Below are 20,954 nucleotides of genomic sequence, written 5' to 3'. Positions count from 1 at the left end.
CCGTAAAACAAACTTACAATCGGCCCGAAAATTCTCTTTCAGCAAGGCAGGAATAGTTTCTATCCTGTGCATAAATTCTTTGTCCGCAAGCTCTGTCTGACCGTACAAGGCTTGTGTTTCTCCGTACAAAGGCTTCGTATGAAGAGGCGATGCTTGTGTACGGATTTTTCCTGTGGGGATTTTGTACTTTTGTCGGGCACATCGGATATTATTTCGGTGTAACCCTTCATTTATTCATACATTATGATTCAATACACAATGCAAGAAATGCCTGACCTACAGGGGACGGGCAAACGAAAGACTTATCCCAAGATGGTCGTCCGGAGAACGATGACGTTGGACGACATAGCCGAATTAATTTCTGCCCAATCGACCTTTTCGGTCGGCGATGTCAAGGGCGTGGTGTGCGCTCTGGCGGGTGCCCTCGCTCATGGTATGGCGTCCGGCTGCAACGTCAAAATCGAGGAAATAGGCACCTTCAGCCCGGCACTCGCCCTTCGCAAAGGAGTGGAGCCGGAGGAAGTGGATGGTGCCTCACGACGCAATGCGGCCAGCGTAAAAGTCGGGGGCGTAAACTTCCGTGCGGATCGTACGCTCGTGGAGACAACCAATAACCGTGCCATTCTGGAGCGTACCCATGTGCGTCGCGTTCGATTGCGGGTAGCCCTGCGCAGCGACAGGCTGGAGTTGGCTCTTGCACATCTGGAAAAGAACGGAGTGCTCAGGGTACCGGACTATCAGCACCTGACGGGACTCGGACACACGGCGGCAGCAGCCGAATTGCGCGAGTTCTGTAACGAAGGGTGCATCGCTTCATCGGGCAGCGGATCACATAAGGTATATGTGAAGAAGAGGTCTGCCGAGTAGTGCGGCGGAGTTGCCCCCGAAGATGCTGTGCGTACGCTTTGGCGTGCGGCTGTATGTTCTGAAATTCTTTTATTTTTGCCATCGAAAGGCAGATGTGTCCCGATCTCTCGGCTTCTGATGGGTCTGATAGGCAGATCTGCCGCATCGAGAGCATGTGATGGCTTGTGCTTTCCTCGTAAAAGAACAACTAATAAGCGAAGTTTATGACGATCATCTTTACCGTTATTATCGTATTCCTTTTTCTCCTTGCTATTTTCGATCTCATTGTAGGTGTAAGCAATGATGCAGTGAATTTCCTTAACTCTGCCATCGGAGCCAAGTCGGCTCCTTTCAAAGTGATCATCGCTGTGGCGGCATTGGGCGTGTTCTGTGGAGCGGCCATGAGTAACGGGATGATGGAGATTGCCCGTCATGGCATTTTCCGGCCCGAATACTATTCCTTCAATGAGTTGATGATCATTTTCTTCTCGGTGATGATCACGGACGTCGTCCTTTTGGATATGTTCAACTCCCTCGGAATGCCCACCTCTACCACAGTATCGCTCGTCTTTGAGCTGCTGGGAGCCTCCTTTTTTATGGCTATGTCCAAGGTCAGCAGCACGCTGGGGTTCCAGGACCTTCTTAATACGGAAAAAGCGCTGCAGGTAATACTCGCTATCTTCCTGTCAGTGGCCATTGCTTTCTTCTTTGGCTCTTTGGTGCAGTATCTGAGTCGTCTGCTTTTCACCTTTAACTATAAGAAGAATCTCAAGTGGTTTGCCGGCATCTTCGGAGGCCTGGCCGTGACCTCTATTATCTATTTCATGCTCATCAAGGGAGTAAAGGACGCAGCTTTCATGACAGGAGAGACCAAGGACTGGGTGCATGCCAATGCCTCTAAGATCGTGCTCTGCTGTTTGGCGGGTTTCACTGTGCTCATGCAGTTGTTGCACTGGATGCGGGTCAATGTCTTCAAAGTTGTGATTCTGCTCGGCACTTTTGCCTTGGCACTGGCATTCGCCGGCAATGACTTGGTGAACTTTATCGGCGTGCCGCTGGCCGGCCTGGCCTCTTATCAAGACTATATGGCGAACGGCAACGGGGCCTACGACACATATCTGATGGGAGCGCTCAATGAGCCTGCAACGACCCCGACCATCTTCCTCGTGGCCGCCGGTGCTGTCATGGTCTATGCACTTGTCACCTCCAAGAAGGCGCACAATGTGATCAAAACCTCTGTGGACCTTTCTCGTCAGGAAGAGGGTGAGGAGCTATTTGGATCGTCTGCTATTGCCCGCAGCATCGTGCGCTTCAGTACGACTACGGCCAATGTCATTTCAGGTGTAGTGCCTCGGTCGGTGAGCCGCTGGGTGGACAGCCGTTTCAATAAGGACGAACTCATCTTGGCAAATGGAGCAGCCTTCGACCTCGTACGGGCTTCCGTCAACGTGGTATTGGCCGGATTGCTTATTGCGCTCGGCACCTCTCTGAAGTTGCCCCTCTCTACCACATATGTGGCTTTCATGGTAGCTATGGGTAGCTCGTTGGCCGACAGGGCATGGAGCCGCGAGAGTGCCGTTTTCAGAATTACTGGGGTCTTCAGCGTTATCGGTGGGTGGTTTATCACCGCCGGAGCAGCCTTCATCCTCGGATTCGTGGTAGCGATGGTAAATTACTTCGGCGGGATTGTTGCCATGGCCGGTATGGTGGCTCTGGCTGTATTCCTGCTGATCCGTAGTAATATCCATTATAATAAAAAGAAAAAGAGCGAGAAGAAGGATGCCATCTTCATCGAGATGATGTCGTCGCACGATAAGGAAGAAGTGTGGCATCTGCTCACGAGACACATCCGTACAAAAGAATTGGATCTGCTTGACTTCGCAGAAGAGAATTATATGCAGATGACGGAGGGATTCATCAACGAGGATATCAAAAAACTCCGTCGCTCAATCATTGACCAGAATGCAGCCCGACAGATGCTCAAGGTGAACCGCCGTAAGGAAACACTCGGCATCCGTCGTGTGGACGAAGCGCGGTCGGCCGTGAAAAATACATGGTTCCACCTCGGCAGCAATAGCTGCGAGCAGATCGTATTCTGTCTCAAGCGAATCGCCGAACCTTGCAAGGAGCATGTGGATAACAACTTCAATCCGCTACCCAAAGAGTGTGTGGCCGAATTCCTCGCTGCCCGTGAGAAATTGATTCTGTACATCAACGAGGCCAAGCTGATCGTTGCAAATGAATCGGAAAAAGCACCGGAGCCGATGACTTATCGTGGCAAGGATATTAAGAAAGAACTCAAGCAGCTCCGCAAGACACAGTTGGCTCGCATTCAAGCCGGCACGAGCAGTCTGAAGATTTCGCTCGTGTATCTCAATCTTCTCCAAGAGTCGCAACAATTGGTGAACATACTGGATGACCTCATTCACGCCACAGAAAAACTGTTCGACCCTGCCGTGCAGATCGGTCCGGACGAAGAAATCTACGGCTAATAGTTACTCGGACTAATGCTTCTGAGCAAAAACTGACGCCTCAAACAGGAGGCGAAAAAACGATTAATCAATAGGCAAAAAAGGAGATCGGCGCGAAAAAATGGGTAAAAGCTTGTGTGTGAGAAAAAATATGCCTTACTTTGCAACCCAATTATGGCGCTTAATGATGCTACAGGCTGCCCTAAGAAACAAGAAAGATAATAACTAAATAACGAAATAGCAATGTCAAAGATTTGTCAGATTACCGGCAAAAAGGCAATGGTTGGCAACAACGTTTCTCACTCCAAGAGAAGAACGAAGCGTACGTTTGATGTCAATCTTTTCAGAAAGAAGTTCTATTGGGTAGAGCAGGACTGCTGGGTTGTCTTGAGGATTTCGGCTGCCGGGCTGCGCCTCATCAACAAGATCGGCCTTGATGCTGCCATCAAGCGTGCGGCTGAAAAGGGTTTCTTAAACGCATAATTAAGGGAGATATTCTGTCATGGCAAAGAAAGCAAAAGGTAACAGGGTGCAGGTCATCCTTGAGTGCACTGAGCACAAAGAAAGTGGTATGCCGGGTATTTCTCGCTACATCACTACGAAGAACAGAAAGAATACGACTCAACGTATGGAGCTGAAGAAGTACAATCCGATCTTGAGACGTATGACCGTTCATAAGGAAATCAAGTAATATAGGAGATATAGACAATGGCAAAAAAATCGGTTGCAACATTTAAAAAAGGTGATGGCCGTACCTATTCTAAGGTAATTAAGATGGTCAAGTCTCCTAAGACAGGTGCCTACGTTTTTCAAGAAGAAATGGTACCTAACGAAGCTGTACAAGATTTCTTCAAGTAAGATCTCCTCTCTTCGACATAACGGAGAGTGCATAGGCATTCTGACAAAGCCCCTTCAGTTTAGATGATGGGGCTTTGTCATTTTTTCTTACCCTTTCTGTTGCGACCTCGTGCTGCTTTGCAATTTAAGGGGTAATCAAGATTGTTTTCTGCACGGTAACTGCCGAAAAATGTTATTTTTGTCCCCGCTGTGCGTATGGCCGCACGCATCTTTCATCTAACTCTCAAATCATATTTCTCAGATCATTATGGAATGGCAAGAACTTTACCAACAGCGTGTTTGCTCGGCAGACGAGGCTGTCTTGAAGACTCTGAAGCTCGGAACTAAAGTAGTATTCGGACATGCTGCCGGAGCTCCTGCCCGTTTTTCTCAAGCGATGCATCGTCAGCGCGAGAAACTGGAGGATATCACAGTTTTTCACATGCTTTATTTCGGCGATGCGCCGCATCTCCTCCCCGAAATGAGACCGCATGTACATCCTACGCTCAACTTTCTTGAAGGGAACTCCCGTCCCGCGTATTGTGACCGCCGTGTCGATTTCATCCCCTGTCACTTCCATGAAGTGCCCGAACTCTTCCGTCAAGGATTTTTCCCGCTGGATGTTGCCGTAGTACAGGTGTCTGCTCCCAACGCAGAGGGCTATTGCTCTTTCGGTGTGGCCTGTGACTATACGAAGGCTGCAGCCGAATGTGCTCCGGTGGTAGTTGCTGAAGTAAACAAGCAGATGCCTTTTATCGGAGGTGAGAACTTGATTCACGTATCCAAACTGCACCATATTATAGAAGTGGATGAGCCTATCGCTGAGGTTCTCCCTCCTGCGATCAGTGATGTTGAGCTCAAGATCGGACAGAACTGTGCCTCTCTTATCAAAGACGGTGACACCTTGCAGCTTGGTATCGGCGGTATCCCCGATGCTGTATTGCGAGCCTTGGAAGGTCATAAGGACTTGGGTATTCATACGGAGATGTTCACAGATGGTGTGATGCGTATGATCCGCAAGGGCGTTATTAACGGGTCTAAAAAGACGCTTCACCCGGGTAAGGTTGTTACATCGCTTATCTTTGGATCCAAGGAACTATACGACTTCGTCAATAACAATCCGATGATCGAATGTTATCCCGTGGACTATACCAATAGTGCAGACATAATCGGTAAGAATGATAATATGGTTTCCATCAATTCTTGTCTGGAGATGGATCTCATGGGGCAGGCCGCTTCCGAGTCCATCGGCTACGAACAGTTCAGCGGTAGTGGCGGTCAAGTGGATTTCTTCCGTGGTGCCAAACGTTCCAAGGGTGGTATTTCCATCATGGCTATCCCCAGTACGGCCAAGAAAGGGACCGAAAGCCGTATCGTTCCTCTCTTGAAAGAAGGTACTTGTGTGACCACGGGGCGAAACGAGGTAGACTATGTGGTGACAGAGTACGGAGTGGCTCGTCTCCGTGGTGCGACGCTTCGTAAGCGTGCTGAGGCCCTAACTGCCATCGCGCATCCCGATTTCCGTCCGGCTTTGGAAGCGGAAGTTCGTCGCCGATTCGACAAACAATAAGACTTTTCGGTCAGAAATCTTTATCGGAGCTGTACGCTTTTTGCGTGTAGCTCCGATGCTTTTTATCAGTCTTTGTGTCACTGCAACGTTTAATCGGTGTGACTGAACACATTAGGGCTCTGAATGTTTTTTATATGTTTGGAATATGTTTAGGAGAATATTAGTCTTGCTTTTTCTGTTCGTGGCACATCTTTCGCTCTTTGGAGGACTGTATGCGCAGGAGCCTCGTTTGGCTTTGCCGGACTCGATGATGCGTTATTCTGTCGTTACGGTCGAGAAGGGAGATACGCTCTACGACATTGATCTGCCGCAGGTGTGGGTGAGCAAGAAAAAATACAAGTCGCGGCAATTGACTCCGGCGGAGCGTCAGGAGCTGTGGCGACTGATTCGTGATGTAAAGCGCGCCTTGCCTTATGCCAAGATGATTGCTGCCACGCTCATCGAGACCTATGAATATATGGAGACGCTCCCCGATGATAAGAGCCGACAGCTCCACTTGAAACGAATGGAGAAGGAGCTTAAAGGGCAGTATATGCCGGAAATGAAAAAACTGACACTCCGCCAGGGAAAATTAGTCATCAAACTAATCGATCGACAATGTGCCCAGAGCAGTTACCAACTGCTCAAAGCTTTTTTTGGCAGATGGAAAGCCGGATGGTGGAATCTCTTCGCGAATCTTTATGGGGCAAGCCTCAGGACGCGATACAATCCTGAGAAAAACGCCGAAGATGCCCTGACAGAACGTATAGTTTTGCTTGTCGAGGAGAAAAGAATTTAACAGAACCCCCTTGTTGTTTCGGTGAAAAATACTATATTGGCCTGTGTTTATTAGAAACAGCTCGTTTATGGAAAAGAATAAGTTACAACTGGAGTATGTCTTCGATCGGGTATCGACGCGTAGCTTGTGGCGCCATTTGAGCACACCCGATGGCTTGTCAGAATGGTTTGCCCACGACGTAAAATTGGACGACAACGGTGATTTTTATTTTCAGTGGGACAAGCATAATGGTGAAAAGGCCTCAATTCTTGAACAACGAGAGGGTGAATTGATTCGTTTTCAGTGGCACCGTGATCGCGATCAGCACGCTTGTTTCGAATTTGTCATTCATCATTCGGAGCTGACCGGTGGGAAATCCTTGGAAATCATCGACTACATTACGCCGGATGAGGCGGAGGACACAGAGCATTTCTGGAACAATCTGATCGGTCGGCTGCGCCTTTCGTTGGGGGTGCCTGAGTGAAGACCTCTTTGGTAACGTCTGATCGTTAAAGCGGATCTACGTCGAAGACGACGCGCACACGTTTGTACTCTGGTGTGCGGGCGGGTAGTGCTGTGCGTACAGAGCTGAGAAGATTTCTGATAGCCGACACTGAAAATGAAAGCGGCAGGCGAAGCAAAAGTGCGCGAATGAACGCATTGCGAATGCGGCTTACGGCCGGAATCAAAACTTGTGACAGACTTTCTTGCGGCAGGTGGGGCTTGAGAGACGACGCGAAGTCGTGTGCTATGCGCTCAGCGAGCTGCTCTTCTGATGCGCGAAACTCAATCCTTATCATGCGACAGTACGGCGGGAAGAAAAACATTTGTCGCTCCTCCAATTGTTTTCTGACGAAAGCCCGATAGTCTCCTCGCCGTAAGATCTCCAAGAAGGGGTTGTCCGGATTGTTGGTTTGTACGTAGAGTTTGGGCGCTCTACTCCTGAGCATGAGCTGATATAGCAGCTGGAAAGCACGTTCGTATGCCCTGAAATCGGGAAATCCCAGGATACTATCCAATTGCGTTACTGCCACCATGCCCACGTTGTCGTTGTAGGGTTGACCTTTGATGAGCTGCGTGCCCACGAGAATATCCACCTCGTTATTTCCCAATCTACCCAAAGCCTCTTCCATCTTCGTTCGGCTCATCGCCATATCACTGTCCATCCGGAGAATAGAAGCGTGTGGGAAGTGTGCTTTCAGCTCCTCTTCCATTCGTTCCGCTCCGAACCCATTCGGCTGCAATGTGCTTCGTGCTCCTGCTTGCGACTGCTGTTTGCAGGACGGGCATATGCTCGGATAGGGACGGCTGTAGCCGCAATAATGACAGACGAGCATCCCCGTTCGCTTGTGGTAGGTGAGGCTCACGTCGCAGTGGATGCAGCGCAACTTTTCGCCACAAGCGTTGCAAATGATATAGGGGGCAAAGCCTCTTCTGTTTTGGAGTACCACCGCCATTTTCTTTCTGCGGATAGTATCTTCGATGGCAGCCGTCAGTGGAAAAGTGAGCAGTTCGTCGAATCCCACTTGTCTTTGCTTGCGCATCTTCCCCATGTCGATTATTTCCAAATCGAACACAGGGCGCACCTCATCATCCGGCCAAGTGATTAATTGGCAGTTGCCGTCTCGCACCTGTTGGAGTATCTCGCCGGAAGGCGTGACCGATGCCAATACTACAGGACAGTTGTGAAGCTTCCCCATACGGACGGCCACTTGTCGAGCGTGAAAACGTGGTGCGGGATCTTGCTGTTTGTAGAGGTATTCTTGCTCTTCGTCCACAATGATGAGGTGCAGATTATGGAACGGTAGGAAGAGAGCCGATCGCATACCCAGCACTGCACATGGTTCATCCGATAGCGCCAGTCGGTTCCATACCTCGACCCGTTTGGCATCAGTCTCGAAGGCATGGTAGGTGAGTAGACGACTGCCCAGCCGTGCTGCCATGCGCGAAGTCAGGCTGTTACAGCCTCCGCGCTTGTTGGCTTCCGGAGAAAGGAATAGGACTTCTCCACCCTCGCGTATAACCTCTTCCGTCCATGCCAAGAGCTGTTCCTCCTTGCGACGGAAGTCGTGCGTGTATAAGAGTGAGATTGGCGCTTCGGGCAATGGTGAGGAGACTTTTTCGGTCGCTTGTCCCTCATCTTCTTCCCTTCGGTCGCTCTCTTCGTTCTCTTCCGCACCCCACAGTCGAAATTCTTGCCCGATTGTGCCGGCGTGCAGCTCCGAAAGGGAGATCGCTTCCGTCCGGAAGATCTCCTTTTTTCGGAGGGCAGCGAACGTTGTTCGGTCATGATCGTCTGCATTTATGAGCAGTCGCAGTGGCATGGGTGAGGAGTAGGGCAGATCCCGTTCGGATACAAGTTCTGCCCAATGTAGTAGCAGAGCCGATTGTTTCGGTGCTCGACGGAGGCTGTCGAGGAGCGTCCCGAAGGTTTCTTCTGACTGATAAGTGGCATCCAAGCGGACGAATACTTCCGTCTTCGGCTTGTATCGGCTCTTCACCTCCTCCTCCAATCGTATGGCTCCGCGCTCTACCAGCGAGGTAAAAGCCTTGATGGCTCGTTTGCCAATAGCCCGCTGGAGGGCATCCAGCGTATAGGTCTTCCCTTTCCCTGCTTCTAAGATGTCTAACAGTTCCTGCTCCTCTGTGCTGAGTTTGCTGTCGGCTACGAAATCCGTATCGTAGTGAATGACTGTCCGGCTCTCCGGAAGCAAGGCCGAAGGAACGGCGGTTCGCAGCACTTCTCCCGGCATACATATATAATAAGCCGACAGCCACTGCCACAGACTCAGTTGTGATGCAGTGACTGACGGCTTATCGTCAGGTAGGAGCATGACCTCCTTGAAAGAAACTTGTAGATGAGGCCGAGTGTCCGTCAGACCGATGATGATCCCCGTATAGTATCGCTTGGCTCCGAATGGCACCACACAGCGCATCCCCACGACGGCCTTGTCGGCCATCTCCTCGGGCAGTCGATAGTGGAAGCTGCCTTCGAGGGCTAATGGTATGAGGACCTCGGCATAGCGCATAGTCTCCTTTTCGTCGAGTAGTCTTCCCTTAGGAGGTAGGACTCAAGTACTCGTGCATGGCCGCTGCCGCCTTGCGTCCGTCGCCCATCGCCAGGATCACCGTGGCGCCGCCACGGACGATATCGCCACCGGCAAAGACATCGGGCAGAGCCGTCTGGTTCACCTCGTTCACGACGATGGTGCCCTTGCTCGTTACTTCCAGCCCCGCAATGGTGCGCGGGATGAGTGGATTGGGCGACACGCCGATGCTCACGATCACCTCGTCCACCGGTATCTCCTCTATGGCACCTGTGATAGCCACCGGTCGGCGACGCCCGCCGGCATCCGGTTCGCCCAGCTCCATTTTTTGCAGACGCATGGCAGTTACCCTGCCACGATCGTTACCCATGTATTCGATGGGGTTGTGTAGTGTCAGGAATTCCACGCCTTCCTCCTTGGCATGCTTCACCTCTTCGAGTCGGGCGGGCATCTCTTCTTCGCTGCGGCGATAGACGATCATCGCCCGTTCGGCACCGAGACGCTTGGCCGTGCGCACCGAGTCCATGGCCGTATTGCCACCGCCAACGACCGCCACGTGCTTGCCTTTGAAGACGGGGGTGTCGCTGTCGCTCTGGCTGGCATGCATCAGATTCACGCGGGTCAGATACTCGTTGGAGGACATTATGCCCACGAGGTTTTCGCCCGGTATGTTCATAAAGTTGGGCAACCCCGCACCGCTACCCACGAAAAGGCCGCGATATCCTGCGGCATGGAGGTCGTCATAGGTGATCGTGCGCCCAACGATCGTGTTGGTCTCGAACTTCACGCCCATCTCTTCGAGGAGGTTGATCTCCGAGTCCACGATTCTATTCGGCAGACGAAACTCCGGTATCCCGTACTTGAGCACACCGCCGATTTCGTGCAGCGCCTCGAAGACCGTCACGTCGTAGCCCAGCTTTGCCATGTCGCCCGCGAAGGAAAGTCCTGCAGGTCCGCTACCGATCACAGCCACCTTCACACCGTTATGCGGCAGCATTTCGGGCACCTTGAGTGCACCCTGCTCACGCTCGTAGTCGGCGGCAAAGCGTTCCAAGAAGCCGATGGCCACAGCCGGCTTGTTCATCTTCGTATAGATACAACGACTCTCGCACTGCTTCTCCTGCGGACACACGCGACCGCATACGGCAGGCAGCGAGCTGGTCTCGCGCAGAGTGGTGGCAGCATCGAGGATCTCTCCCACCTCGATCTGCTTAATGAAGGTGGGGATGTGGATGCCCACGGGGCAGCCCCCCATGCAGGTCGGCTGCGGGCAGTCGAGGCATCGGGTAGCTTCGGCACGAGCCGCTTCGAGGGATAGTCCCTGATTCACTTCCTCGTTGATCGTCGTGCTTCGGTACACGGGATCGAGTTCGGGCATGACAGCCCGCGGGCGCATCATACGCTCTTTATTCTTGAGTGTGCTGCGCAACTCTTCTCTCCACGGTTGGGAGCGGCGCAGACCGATCAGTTCTTCTGTAGTCATGTCGAGTAATGGTATCGAGAGGGGGTTATTCCATTTCGCGGTAGGCACCGAGGCGCATGATCATCTCGTCGAAGTCCACCTGATGGGCATCGAATTCGGGGCCATCCACACAGACAAACTTCGTCTGTCCTCCCACCGTGATGCGGCAGGCACCACACATACCCGTGCCGTCCACCATGATGGTGTTGAGCGAGGCTATGGTGGGGACGTTGTATTGCTTGGTCAGCAGGGATACGAACTTCATCATCACGGCGGGGCCGATGGTGACGCATAGGTTCACCTCTTCGCGTTTGATCACGCTCTCCACTCCGTCCGTTACCAATCCCTTGGTGCCGTATGATCCGTCGTCCGTCATGATGATGACCTCATCGCTATGGGCGCGCATCTGCTCCTCCAGGATCACCAGATCCTTGGTGCGTGCGGCCAAGACCACGATCACCCTGTTGCCGGCTTTGTGAAAAGCCTCCACGATCGGTAACAGAGGAGCCACGCCTACGCCGCCCCCGGCACAGACCACTGTGCCCACGCGTTCTATATGGGTACTCTGACCCAATGGCCCCACGACGTCGGTGATGTAGTCGCCTTCTTCAAGCTCGGCCAGCTTCTTGGACGATTTGCCCACAGTCTGCACTACTAAGGTGATGGTACCGCGCTCTGAGTCGGCCTGAGCAATGGTGAGCGGGATGCGCTCGCCTTTCTCGCCTACGCGGATAATGACGAAATGTCCGGCTCTTCGTGATCGGGCGATACGTGGAGCCTCTACTTCCAGCTTGATTACATGGGCCGAAAAGTACTCTTTAGATATGATTTTATTCATAGGTAATAGTGACATTTGCTCGCAGCAAATCAAGAGTTCGGTCGCAAAGGTAAGAATAATGTAGAGGGGCAGTAGGAAAAAAGGGATGCTTCTATGCCTAAAAAGCGACAACAAGCCGAGATTTCCCCGCCGAAGAGGTCTGGCGTGAGAAAAAAGCTGTCCTACGTGCCAGAAAAACATGGCGCATAAATTTTTTGGTTTACGCGCCATTTCAAAAAGAATTATGCGCCAAAACGAAAATTTTTTCGCGCCAATTTTCACGAATTTTGGCGCGTGTTTCCGACGGTTTATCGCGCGTAACTGATCCGATGAAGAGCGTCGCGAGAGCAGCTTTTGCCCCTTGCGATGTCAATAAGTATTGAGCTTCTCTCCGTCTTTCCCGTACCACAAAGTAGAGGCTGCGGACAGCTTTTGTCGGTTGATGAGGCTGATCATCAGCAGTTAAGCGAAGGAATGTAAGTATCTTTGCTCGCCATCACCCTTGTCACGTGAGCCAAAAGAGAAGACTATCCGCCGAGCTTATCCGGTTTATGCGCCGGTATCGGAAGGCCGTGCGCCACTCCAAGCGCGTGGTCGTGGCTCTGCTTGTTGTCGCTTTCGTGCTGGTGGTACTCCCCAATCTGCTGCTGAAAATCCCCTCTGTGGAGCGTGCCGTCGCCCGTCGTGTCCAGACCGAACTGTCGCAGGCGCTGGATACGCGTGTGAGCATAGGCCGCATCGGCATAGATTGGCTGCAACAGATCGAGCTGAACGACGTAGTCATATACGACCGAGCAGACATGCGCATGGTGGCAGCCAAGCGACTGACCGGCGGAGTGGAACTGATGCCCCTCTTCAAAGGTTGCGTGAGCATATCCTCTGCCCGCCTTTTCAGCGGCGAACTCCATGTCTATCGCTCCCGTCCCGATACGGCCCTGAACATACAGTTTGCTCTGGATGCTCTCAAGAAGAAGGATCCCGAGGATAAATCCGAGAGCCTTCGATTGAATATCAATACCATCCTGCTGCGCAACTGCCGACTGTCGGCTGTGGGACTCCTTCCCGCACAGTCTCAGCCCATCGAGTTGCAAGGCCTGAATACGACCGTACGCCTCTTTGAAGTCGATAGTACCGGCTTGCAGGCACAACTGCGTCACATGGCGTTTGTGGAGAAGCATACGGGGCTTGTCGTTCGAGAGTTGCGGGGTGATGTCCGCTTGCAGGGCGACACACTCTCCGTGGAGCAGCTCCGCCTGCAGCTCCCTCATAGTCGTCTGGACCTGACTTCGGCTCGCTGTGTATTCTCGCCTGCAGGCACATCGCTGCCTACCCTCATACTCACTGCGTTGGAAGGGAAGATGCGTCCCTCCGATTTGAGCGGCTTGCTGCCCATACTTGCCACGTTGGAAGAGGACTTAGAACTCTCTGCTCCGGAGGTTTTAGTCGCGGCGCGAGAGGCTTTCATGCCTGAGATGAGCATACGATACGGTGAGGAACTCTCATTGGATTTTGGTTTGGGCTTGGCCGATATAGATCAGAGGGAGGACATGCAGGTGCGCTTCCGTCTGGACGCTCTCAAACTTGGCGAGGGTATCTATGCCTTGGCAGGGGATCTCTTTCCGGGGAAGCGCCCCGATGAGTTGAGCTATCTGGGAGCCGTGGACGTGATGGCTGCCGTCACCGGCCGACTGAGCGACCTACACGTGAAGACTCGTATCGAGACCGATGCCGGAGCCATCACCGTGCAAGGAGAGATGGGACTCGACTCGGCATGGCGTTTCTCCCACGTGGACGGGCAGGCCACGACGAACGGCTTGGACTTGAAGCCCATCGCCGTCAGCAAGGATTGGCCGGAGCATGCAGCATTCGACCTGCGCCTCTCCGCCAGACGCGAGGGGGGCACGCTCTTTTCGGGGAATGTGGACGGACGAGTGTCCCAACTGACCTATCGCGGCTATACATACGAGGATCTGACCATACAAGGCGAAGCGCTCCGAGGCAGGTGGTTCGGCGACGTGACGATGAACGACCCCAACGGATCCATACTCCTGCATTCCGAGGGTGAGGGGTTGCCCTTTGCCTCTGCCTCTTCCGTCATTGGATGGCAACTGACAGCCCGTGATGTGCGTCCCGATCGTCTTTTGCCCGGCTATGGACTGCCCGAGGCAGAGACCTCGCTGGTGTCCTCGGGACAGTTGGTGGGCAGCCGGCTCGACAATCTCTCGGGTACGATATCCGTGGACTCCCTCCGTTGGCAGACCGCAGACAAGGCGTTGCTCCTGCACGACCTGACTGTAGAGGCTGCACAGCAGGAGCAAGGCCGCACCATCAGGATACAATCTCCCTACCTCCGTGGTGAGCTGCAGGGCGACTTCCGTCCTTCGGCTCTGCCTGCTACGTTTGTGCGCTTCGCTTCGGACTACTTCCCTGCGCTCTTGCAACGGCGCCATGCCGACTTCCATGCGGACGAGGATACAAACTTGAGGCTCCGCCTCAATGCTTCGCTCCCCCAAGAGATATGTTCCTTCTTTGCATTGCCATTGGCTGAGGCCGAAGCTGTCAGGATCGAAGCCGACTATGCAGGATCGAGTCACCATCTGGATTTTCTGCTCCTTACGGATAAGCTCATCGCTCTGAACAAAGAATTGCGGGATGTGGAGCTGCGCTTGAATACCTCTGCACGCGAGGCCGTGCTCTCGTGCAGGACGGATCTCTATCAGGACGACGGGGCGATGATCAGCGGTCTCAACCTCTCCGCCACGGCTGCCGGCGATACCATTCGCACACGTCTGGACATGGGACAGGACAGGGAAGGGCAACACAATGGATTTGTTTCGCTACTTACGGGCTTTAGTCGGGATGCCGATGCGCAACTCAGTACCATCTTTCGTCTCGACAGTTCTACGGCGCGCATCGGTGGGGTAGAGTGGCAGATCGCTTCGGCCGAGGCTATGGTGGCACCCAAGCGGGTGGTGGTACACAACCTCTCGATCAAAAGTCCGGGCAAAGGGGTGGAGGCCGAGGGCGTACTCAGTGCCTCGCCACAGGACTCGCTACACGTGGACGTGGATCACATCGGACTGCGCTACATCCTCAATTTGGCGGGTGTGGACTTCGACCTCATCGATGTGGAAATGACCGGCAAGGCTGTGCTGAGCGATATCAGCAATCGGCAGTTTATGCAGGCTCGGATCACGGGTGAACGTTTCCTTGTCAATGGCGTCAATGTGGGGCCGGTGTCAGCTTTCGGCTCGTGGGATAAGGATAATCTGCGGATCATGCTGGATGCGCGTGTGCACAATCCGGACGGCACCTATACGACGGGGAAAGGCTACATCCGCCCCTTCAATCCGCATGCGGGGCTGGACCTAAGTTTCGATGCCCACCATGCCAATGTGGCTTTCATAGGACCGTTCTTGTCTGAGTTCTGTAACAAACTCGAAGGACGTGCCTCGGGGCAGATGCGTCTCTTCGGAGACTTCAGCGATTTGACGATCGAGGGCGAGGCGGTAACCGAGCAGGTGACCTTCGGAGTGAGCGCCCTCAATACGGAATATATATTCGATGGGCAGAAAGCTACGTTCACCCCTACGGAAATGCGCTTCGAGAATATGTTGGCGAGCGACCCTGAAGGGAATACAGCTCGTCTCAATGCACGCGTGACGCACCGTGCTTTCGAAGAAGTGAAGGTGGATATGCGTGTGAGCGATGCCAAGAAGATATTGGCTTACAACCTGACAGAACGTGACAATCCGAATATATACGGCCGTGCCTATGTCTCAGGTGCTGCCTATCTGCGTGACGTGCCCGGAGGTATGCGGTGCGATGTGAGTCTGACTTCGGAGCGGCAAACCTCCATTGTCCTCAACTTCTCGCAGCCGACAACAGCCGAGGAGTATCGCTTCCTGCACTTTGTGGACGGAAATAAGCGAGAGGCGGATGCAACGGAGCATCTCGGCGAAATGCCACTGCGACCGATGGTGATCGTCGATGATGAGCGCGAAACGGATTTCCACCTCGTCATGAATATGAATGTGACGCCCGATGCGGCTGTGGGATTGATTCTCGATAGCCAGACGGGGGACGGCTTGCGTGGCAATGCGCAGGGTGATTTGCGTCTGGACTATCATACGCTCGGGGATGTGATTAACGTATATGGAGGGCTGGAACTGCTGTCCGGTACCTATGACTTTAACCTCCGCCAGATCGTACAGAAACGATTCAATCTGAAAGAAGGCAGCAGGGTGGACTTTGCAGGAGACCCGATGAATGCCATGCTCAACATAACGGCAGAGTATAACCTTACGGCCAATCTCAACGATTTGGACGAGTCTTTGGTGAGCGACATCCGACGGACAACGATTCCGGTGAATTGTCAGTTGCAGATCAACGGTGCAATGCTGCACCCGACTATCGGTTTCGACATCAAACTACCTAATTCCGATAGCGAACTTGAGCGCAGGGTGCAAAGCCTCATCCACAGTGATGATTCCATGACGAAGCAAATGGTGTATCTGCTCGTGCTGGGCAAGTTCTATACTCCCGAACACATATATAATACAGGTAGCGGTACGGACAACTGGACGGCGGTAGCTGCCACGACACTTTCGCAACAGTTGAGCAATATCCTCGGCACACTGAGCGACAAGGTGCAGATAGGGACGAGCATCAAGACGACTAACACCTCGTTCCAAGACACAGACATCGAGCTTCTCCTGAGTAGCCGCTTGCTGAACAACCGACTCCTCATCAACGGCAATGTGGGTTATCGGGACAATCCTAATCTGCAGAATACTTACGTGGGAGAGTTCGATGCAGAATACAAAATCAACTCGTCGGGGTCGATACGTCTCAAAGCCTATAATCACTACAACAACCTATACCAATATTTGCGTCAGTCGCTTACGACGCAGGGCTTGGGAGTTATCTTCAAGCATGACTTCGATAGGCTCCTGCCAAAGCGTAAGGAGCGTGAAGACAAGCGAGTGCCTATTGATACGCTATCTTCCCCATTGCTGTTCAAAGAGCCTCGACCGATTCCGGCGGAACGATAGTAGTGTAGAAAGAGCATAGGCACCGTGTTGAAAACCCAATTGAGAAAGTAATACCTTTGTGACAGCCGTTGGCTTCACACTGTACAGATTATGAAACAGCTATTCTCTCTATTCTCTTTCTTGTGCGTGCTCTTTTCTCTGATGAGCACGACGCAATCTGTAGCGCAGACGCAGGCTCATGACTCGCGGGTGCAGTCGCTCATGGTCACTCCTACGGGTACGAACGAATTGAGATTGTATCCATATTATTATCTCAATAGTGGGGAAGGGGTACAAGTCAGTTTCGATATGATGGGTGATGAGAGCATGACTTTAGGATATAAGGTGCGTCACTGTGATCATAACTGGCAGCTTAGTCCAATTTCTCCGGCCGAGGCGGTGTCGGGATTCCTCGAAAATGAGATGGATCTGCCGAGAGTGAGTCGTGCAACTCTGGTCAATTATGTACACTACGAGCTCTCTCTCCCCAATGCAGATTGCACGCCCAAAATTTCGGGCAACTACCTGCTCCATATATATAATGTATATGAGCCGGAGAAGACGCTGCTGACAGTTGCTTTCCGAGTGGTCGAACCATTGGTGTCGATCACGGGTGAATCTACATCCGTTACCTATGCGGATGTGCATGGACGCTACCAACAGGTCAATGTGGCGGTGGATTTGAAAGGTCTTCGTGTCCTCTATCCGTCGGAAGAGCTGACGGTGGTCATCGGACAAAACGGACGAGAGGCCTGTATGCAGTCGCTGTCGAAGCCGTCCGGCATAGCCGGAAGTGTTATTACTTACGACCAACATTCCGGAGTACTCTTTCCGGCGACCAACATATATCGCAAGGCGGAGATGTTGAGCGATAGCTATAATGGTATGGGGGTGTACCGCTCTTATACACGCGGAGGGCGGTATGTGATGGAATTGTACGCAGACAAGAATCGGGCGCAGCTCCCGTATCAGTATGAACAGAACAACTTCGGTCGACGTATCATTCGCTCCACAGACACATCAGAGAGTGCGACCGAAGGCGAATACTACGAAGTTATTTTCTCTCTCGAGAGTGAAGAATTGCCTGGGAGAGTCTATCTTGCGGGACAAGCGTTTGATTTCATGCCTATGAGCGAGCGCGAATTGCATTATGATAGAGCAGAGCAAATCTACACACGCAGCCTTATGCTCAAACAAGGTTACATCAATTATTTGTATTTTCTCTGTTCTGGAGATGGGGATATGCTCTCCTATACCGCATGGACAGAGGGCAATCACTATGAAACACCCAATCTCTATACCGTCTTTTTATATACCTATGCTCCTGCCGACATCTATGAGCGTTTAATCGGTGTTTTGGAGTTAAAATGATAAGTTAGCCAACTTTTGGAGATGAATAGGCCGAAAAAATTGCTTGGATCAAAATAATTTGTATAAATTGCGCCCCCAGAAAAAAGGAAAGCTGTAGTAATGCAAGGCGTGAGGTGAATGTAGTAGATGTAGGTTCTTCGTATATTATGGGCTAATGCTTCTCCTTTTTGGCCTGACAGAAAGTGCAATTTTTTTTGTTTTTAACCCGGATGTGGCTTTTTAAGCCCATCCATAAATGTTTTCTTAGTATGAAGAAATTATTATTGTTGATCGCGGCATCCTTCAGTGGATTTGGTCTTTTTGCCCAAAGTGCCAAGATTACGCTTGATGCTCCGACTACTAGAACAACATGCACGAACAGCAGCTTTAAGCAGTTCGATGCAAGTTTTTCGTTCGATGAGGTCGAGCTCACGAAGGTGGAGACCAAAGGTGGAACCTTCACCTCTGTATCAATCCCCGGAGGCTATCCCTCGGGACGCTACGGTACTCCCGCTGTACCTGCAGTGAGAAGACTGATTGCCGTACCAGTCGGTGCAACTCCTATTGTTCGTGTGAAAAGCTTCACAGAACAAATTTATTCTCTGGATCAATATGGTTCTGAGAAGTTAGTTCCGAATCAGCCTTCAATGAGCAAGAGCGAAGACCCTGAAAAGGTTCCCTTCGTTTATGATGCTGCAGCATATGCTCGCAAAGGCTTCGAGCAGAGAGAACTCGCACAGGTAGAAGTGCTGGGAACGATGCGTGGTGTTCGCGTTGCTGCTCTCAACATCAATCCGGTAGAATACGATGCTGCTGCCAACGTATTGAAAGTAAAGAACAATATCGAAATTGAAGTCTCTTTCCAAGATGGTGATGAGGTAGCTACTCAGCGTCTGTATGATGCTACTTATAGCCCTTACTTCCAATCTGTCTATTCACAGCTGATGAATAGAGATGTTTACGCAGATCACCCAGAGTTGTACAACACTCCTGTAAGAATGCTCGTTGTTGCCGGTGCTAAGTTCAAAGAGGCTCTGAAGCCCTGGCTCACATGGAAAGCTCAGAAAGGTTTCTATGTAGATGTATTCTACACAGATGATCCAGCTGTAGGTACGACCAACAATTCTATCAAGGCTTTCATCAAACAGAAATACGATGAAGGTGTTGCTGCCAATGCTGCTCCTGTTTTCTTGGCGTTGGTCGGTGATACTGACGTAATCAGTGGTGAGACAGGCAAGAAGACAAAAGCGGTGACAGACTTGTATTATTGCGAATTCACTAACGACTACTACCCCGAAATGTTCTCTTTCCGCATGTCTGCCTCTACGGCCGATGAGCTGACAGCCATCATCGATAAGGCAATCATGGTAGAGAAGTATTCGATGACTGACAAGAGCTATCTCGAAAACGTACTCTTGATCGCCGGAGCTGACTATAATTGGAATCCTAAAGTTGGGCAGCCAACCATTAAGTATGCTATGCAGTATTACTTCAACGAAGCTCACGGCTATAAAAATGTACACAACTACCTGAAGGCCCCTTACACCAACTGCTATTCTCACCTGAATACCGGTGTAAGTTTTGTCAACTATACTGCTCATGGTTCTGAAACTTCATGGGTAGATCCTTTATTAACAACTACCCAATTAAAGAACTTGACCAATAAGGACAAGTACTTCCTGGCGATCGGTAACTGCTGTCTTACCGGAAAATTTAATTATGGACAACCTTGTTTTGGAGAAGTGATCACACGCGTAAAGGAGAAAGGCGCTTATGCTTATATAGGATCTTCTCCTGTTACTTATTGGTATGAAGACTACTACTGGGGAGTCGGAGCCGGAGCGAAAGTAGGTGTTCAACCAACTTTCGAAAGCACCACAATGGGAGCTTATGATGCTACTTTCTTGGAAGATTCTTATAATACTGTCAACTCCATCTTGTGGGCAGGTAACCTTGCAGTTTCACAAGCCGTAGTGAACAATAATCAAACGGCTATAGGATCCCAATACTATTGGGAGGCTTACCACGTATTTGGTGACGGCTCTGTTATGCCTAATCGCGCTATGCCCAAGGACAACACGGCTACTCTTCCCGCCTCTTTGGCAATGAGCCAAGCATCGTATAATATAACTACGACAGCCGGTTCTTATGTAGCTATCTCTAAGGATGGAGTTCTTTATGGAGTAGGATTAGCTGGTGCCAATGGCGTTGCCAATGTAAAGATGACTAAACAGATTACTACTGACGGCAACTATGACGTAGTAATCACTCGTTCTAACTACTTCCCCATCATCAAACAAGTTCCTGCAGGCGAGCCGAATCCTAACCAACCGGTTTCTAACCTGAACGCGACAGTAGAAGGCAACAACGTAAAGCTGAGCTGGACCAATCCCACGAAGGCAACAGTAACGATTTATCGTAACGGAGCCTCTATCGCAACGGGAGTGACCGGTAGTACCTATACAGATTCCAATGTAGCAGCCGGCAGCTATGAGTACTGTGCCGAAGTTGTTTACTCAGCTTCAGCAGTTTCCGATAAGGTTTGCGTAAATGCTACCATTCCTAACGGAGGCGAATTCGCCCCTGTAACGAATCTGAAAGCAGAAAAGAACGGCGACGACGTAGTTCTGAAATGGACCGCCCCCAACGGTTCAGGTCCGGGCCCTGATCCTGATCCTGATCCTGATCCGACGACTGCCTTCGCTGAGACATTCAATAATGTAGACATGGGCGGAGCGAACTATACGCTGGAACTTCCCACCGG

Annotated in this window: 14 protein-coding genes; 11 read left to right on the top strand and 3 right to left on the bottom strand. The window is 51.5% G+C overall.

The genetic code is table 11. The features are described 5' to 3' along the window. Positions 1 to 243 precede the first annotated feature (243 nt). The 8 genes from C7382_RS07075 to C7382_RS07040 all read left to right on the top strand — a co-directional run bounded on the left by C7382_RS07075 (position 244) and on the right by C7382_RS07040 (position 6,965). A complete protein-coding gene (locus C7382_RS07075) occupies positions 244 to 867 on the top strand; it encodes an HU family DNA-binding protein (RefSeq protein ID WP_116679597.1) in 624 nt (207 codons plus the stop codon). Positions 868 to 1,070: 203 nt separating this feature from the next. Next, positions 1,071 to 3,338, top strand: a complete 2,268-nt coding sequence (locus C7382_RS07070; protein WP_116679596.1) for an inorganic phosphate transporter — start codon at positions 1,071 to 1,073, stop codon at positions 3,336 to 3,338. Positions 3,339 to 3,560: 222 nt separating this feature from the next. Further along, entirely contained in the window at positions 3,561 to 3,800 is a 240-nt protein-coding gene (rpmB, locus tag C7382_RS07065; protein WP_116679595.1) for a 50S ribosomal protein L28, read from the top strand. Positions 3,801 to 3,819: 19 nt separating this feature from the next. Continuing rightward, positions 3,820 to 4,008 (top strand): 50S ribosomal protein L33, encoded by a 189-nt coding sequence (gene rpmG / locus C7382_RS07060; protein WP_116679594.1) that lies wholly within the window; start codon positions 3,820 to 3,822, stop codon positions 4,006 to 4,008. A gap of 17 nt (positions 4,009 to 4,025) precedes the next feature. Beyond that, the gene (locus C7382_RS07055; RefSeq protein WP_116679593.1) at positions 4,026 to 4,175 is read left to right on the top strand and encodes a DUF4295 domain-containing protein; all 150 of its coding nucleotides are present in this window, start codon (positions 4,026 to 4,028) and stop codon (positions 4,173 to 4,175) included. A gap of 247 nt (positions 4,176 to 4,422) precedes the next feature. Continuing rightward, positions 4,423 to 5,724 (top strand): acetyl-CoA hydrolase/transferase family protein, encoded by a 1,302-nt coding sequence (locus tag C7382_RS07050; RefSeq protein WP_116679592.1) that lies wholly within the window; start codon positions 4,423 to 4,425, stop codon positions 5,722 to 5,724. Positions 5,725 to 5,869: 145 nt separating this feature from the next. After that, positions 5,870 to 6,502 carry a DUF4294 domain-containing protein gene (locus tag C7382_RS07045; protein WP_116679591.1) on the top strand — a complete coding sequence of 211 codons (633 nt, stop codon included), beginning with the start codon at positions 5,870 to 5,872 and terminating at the stop codon, positions 6,500 to 6,502. A 67-nt stretch (positions 6,503 to 6,569) separates the two neighbouring features. Further along, positions 6,570 to 6,965: an START-like domain-containing protein gene (locus C7382_RS07040; protein ID WP_116679590.1), complete on the top strand. Its 396-nt coding sequence runs from the start codon at positions 6,570 to 6,572 to the stop codon at positions 6,963 to 6,965. Positions 6,966 to 6,990: 25 nt separating this feature from the next. On the opposite strand, the gene priA is transcribed toward C7382_RS07040, so the two are convergent. From priA to C7382_RS07025, 3 genes are read right to left on the bottom strand one after another with little or no spacing between them, the layout of a single operon-like run. Continuing rightward, positions 6,991 to 9,510 (bottom strand): replication restart helicase PriA, encoded by a 2,520-nt coding sequence (priA, locus tag C7382_RS07035; RefSeq protein ID WP_116679589.1) that lies wholly within the window; start codon positions 9,508 to 9,510, stop codon positions 6,991 to 6,993. 28 nt (positions 9,511 to 9,538) lie between these two features. Continuing rightward, positions 9,539 to 11,011 carry an NADPH-dependent glutamate synthase gene (gene gltA / locus C7382_RS07030; protein WP_116679588.1) on the bottom strand — a complete coding sequence of 491 codons (1,473 nt, stop codon included), beginning with the start codon at positions 11,009 to 11,011 and terminating at the stop codon, positions 9,539 to 9,541. 25 nt (positions 11,012 to 11,036) lie between these two features. After that, complete coding sequence (locus C7382_RS07025) at positions 11,037 to 11,828, bottom strand: sulfide/dihydroorotate dehydrogenase-like FAD/NAD-binding protein (protein WP_116679587.1); 792 nt, start codon at positions 11,826 to 11,828, stop codon at positions 11,037 to 11,039. 530 nt (positions 11,829 to 12,358) lie between these two features. Between C7382_RS07025 and C7382_RS07020 the strand changes: the two genes are divergently transcribed. From C7382_RS07020 to C7382_RS07010, 3 genes are all read left to right on the top strand, one after another. Further along, entirely contained in the window at positions 12,359 to 16,861 is a 4,503-nt protein-coding gene (locus C7382_RS07020) for a translocation/assembly module TamB domain-containing protein (RefSeq protein WP_116679586.1), read from the top strand. Between the two features lie 90 nt (positions 16,862 to 16,951). Then, a complete protein-coding gene (locus tag C7382_RS07015; RefSeq protein WP_116679585.1) occupies positions 16,952 to 18,211 on the top strand; it encodes a type IX secretion system plug protein in 1,260 nt (419 codons plus the stop codon). A 248-nt stretch (positions 18,212 to 18,459) separates the two neighbouring features. After that, the coding region (locus C7382_RS07010; protein WP_243405675.1) for a C25 family cysteine peptidase at positions 18,460 to 20,954 on the top strand (2,495 nt) is incomplete at its 3' end.

This window comes from Porphyromonas loveana, from assembly GCF_003096695.1.
GTDB classification, from domain to species: Bacteria; Bacteroidota; Bacteroidia; order Bacteroidales; family Porphyromonadaceae; genus Porphyromonas; species Porphyromonas loveana.
Note: the sequence above shows the minus strand (reverse complement) of the source record. Positions and strands in the feature narration are given on the sequence as shown.

What these genes read in the sequence shown, in the direction of transcription:
- priA (WP_116679589.1), bottom strand. Translation starts at nt 9,510, where the DNA reads ATGCGCTATGCCGAGGTCCTCATACCATTAGCCCTCGAAGGCAGCTTC.
- rpmG (WP_116679594.1), top strand. Translation starts at nt 3,820, where the DNA reads ATGGCAAAGAAAGCAAAAGGTAACAGGGTGCAGGTCATCCTTGAGTGC.
- C7382_RS07050 (WP_116679592.1), top strand. Translation starts at nt 4,423, where the DNA reads ATGGAATGGCAAGAACTTTACCAACAGCGTGTTTGCTCGGCAGACGAG.
- C7382_RS07025 (WP_116679587.1), bottom strand. Translation starts at nt 11,828, where the DNA reads ATGAATAAAATCATATCTAAAGAGTACTTTTCGGCCCATGTAATCAAG.
- C7382_RS07055 (WP_116679593.1), top strand. Translation starts at nt 4,026, where the DNA reads ATGGCAAAAAAATCGGTTGCAACATTTAAAAAAGGTGATGGCCGTACC.
- C7382_RS07045 (WP_116679591.1), top strand. Translation starts at nt 5,870, where the DNA reads ATGTTTAGGAGAATATTAGTCTTGCTTTTTCTGTTCGTGGCACATCTT.
- C7382_RS07075 (WP_116679597.1), top strand. Translation starts at nt 244, where the DNA reads ATGATTCAATACACAATGCAAGAAATGCCTGACCTACAGGGGACGGGC.
- C7382_RS07015 (WP_116679585.1), top strand. Translation starts at nt 16,952, where the DNA reads ATGAAACAGCTATTCTCTCTATTCTCTTTCTTGTGCGTGCTCTTTTCT.
- C7382_RS07020 (WP_116679586.1), top strand. Translation starts at nt 12,359, where the DNA reads ATGCGCCGGTATCGGAAGGCCGTGCGCCACTCCAAGCGCGTGGTCGTG.
- gltA (WP_116679588.1), bottom strand. Translation starts at nt 11,011, where the DNA reads ATGACTACAGAAGAACTGATCGGTCTGCGCCGCTCCCAACCGTGGAGA.
- C7382_RS07070 (WP_116679596.1), top strand. Translation starts at nt 1,071, where the DNA reads ATGACGATCATCTTTACCGTTATTATCGTATTCCTTTTTCTCCTTGCT.
- rpmB (WP_116679595.1), top strand. Translation starts at nt 3,561, where the DNA reads ATGTCAAAGATTTGTCAGATTACCGGCAAAAAGGCAATGGTTGGCAAC.
- C7382_RS07040 (WP_116679590.1), top strand. Translation starts at nt 6,570, where the DNA reads ATGGAAAAGAATAAGTTACAACTGGAGTATGTCTTCGATCGGGTATCG.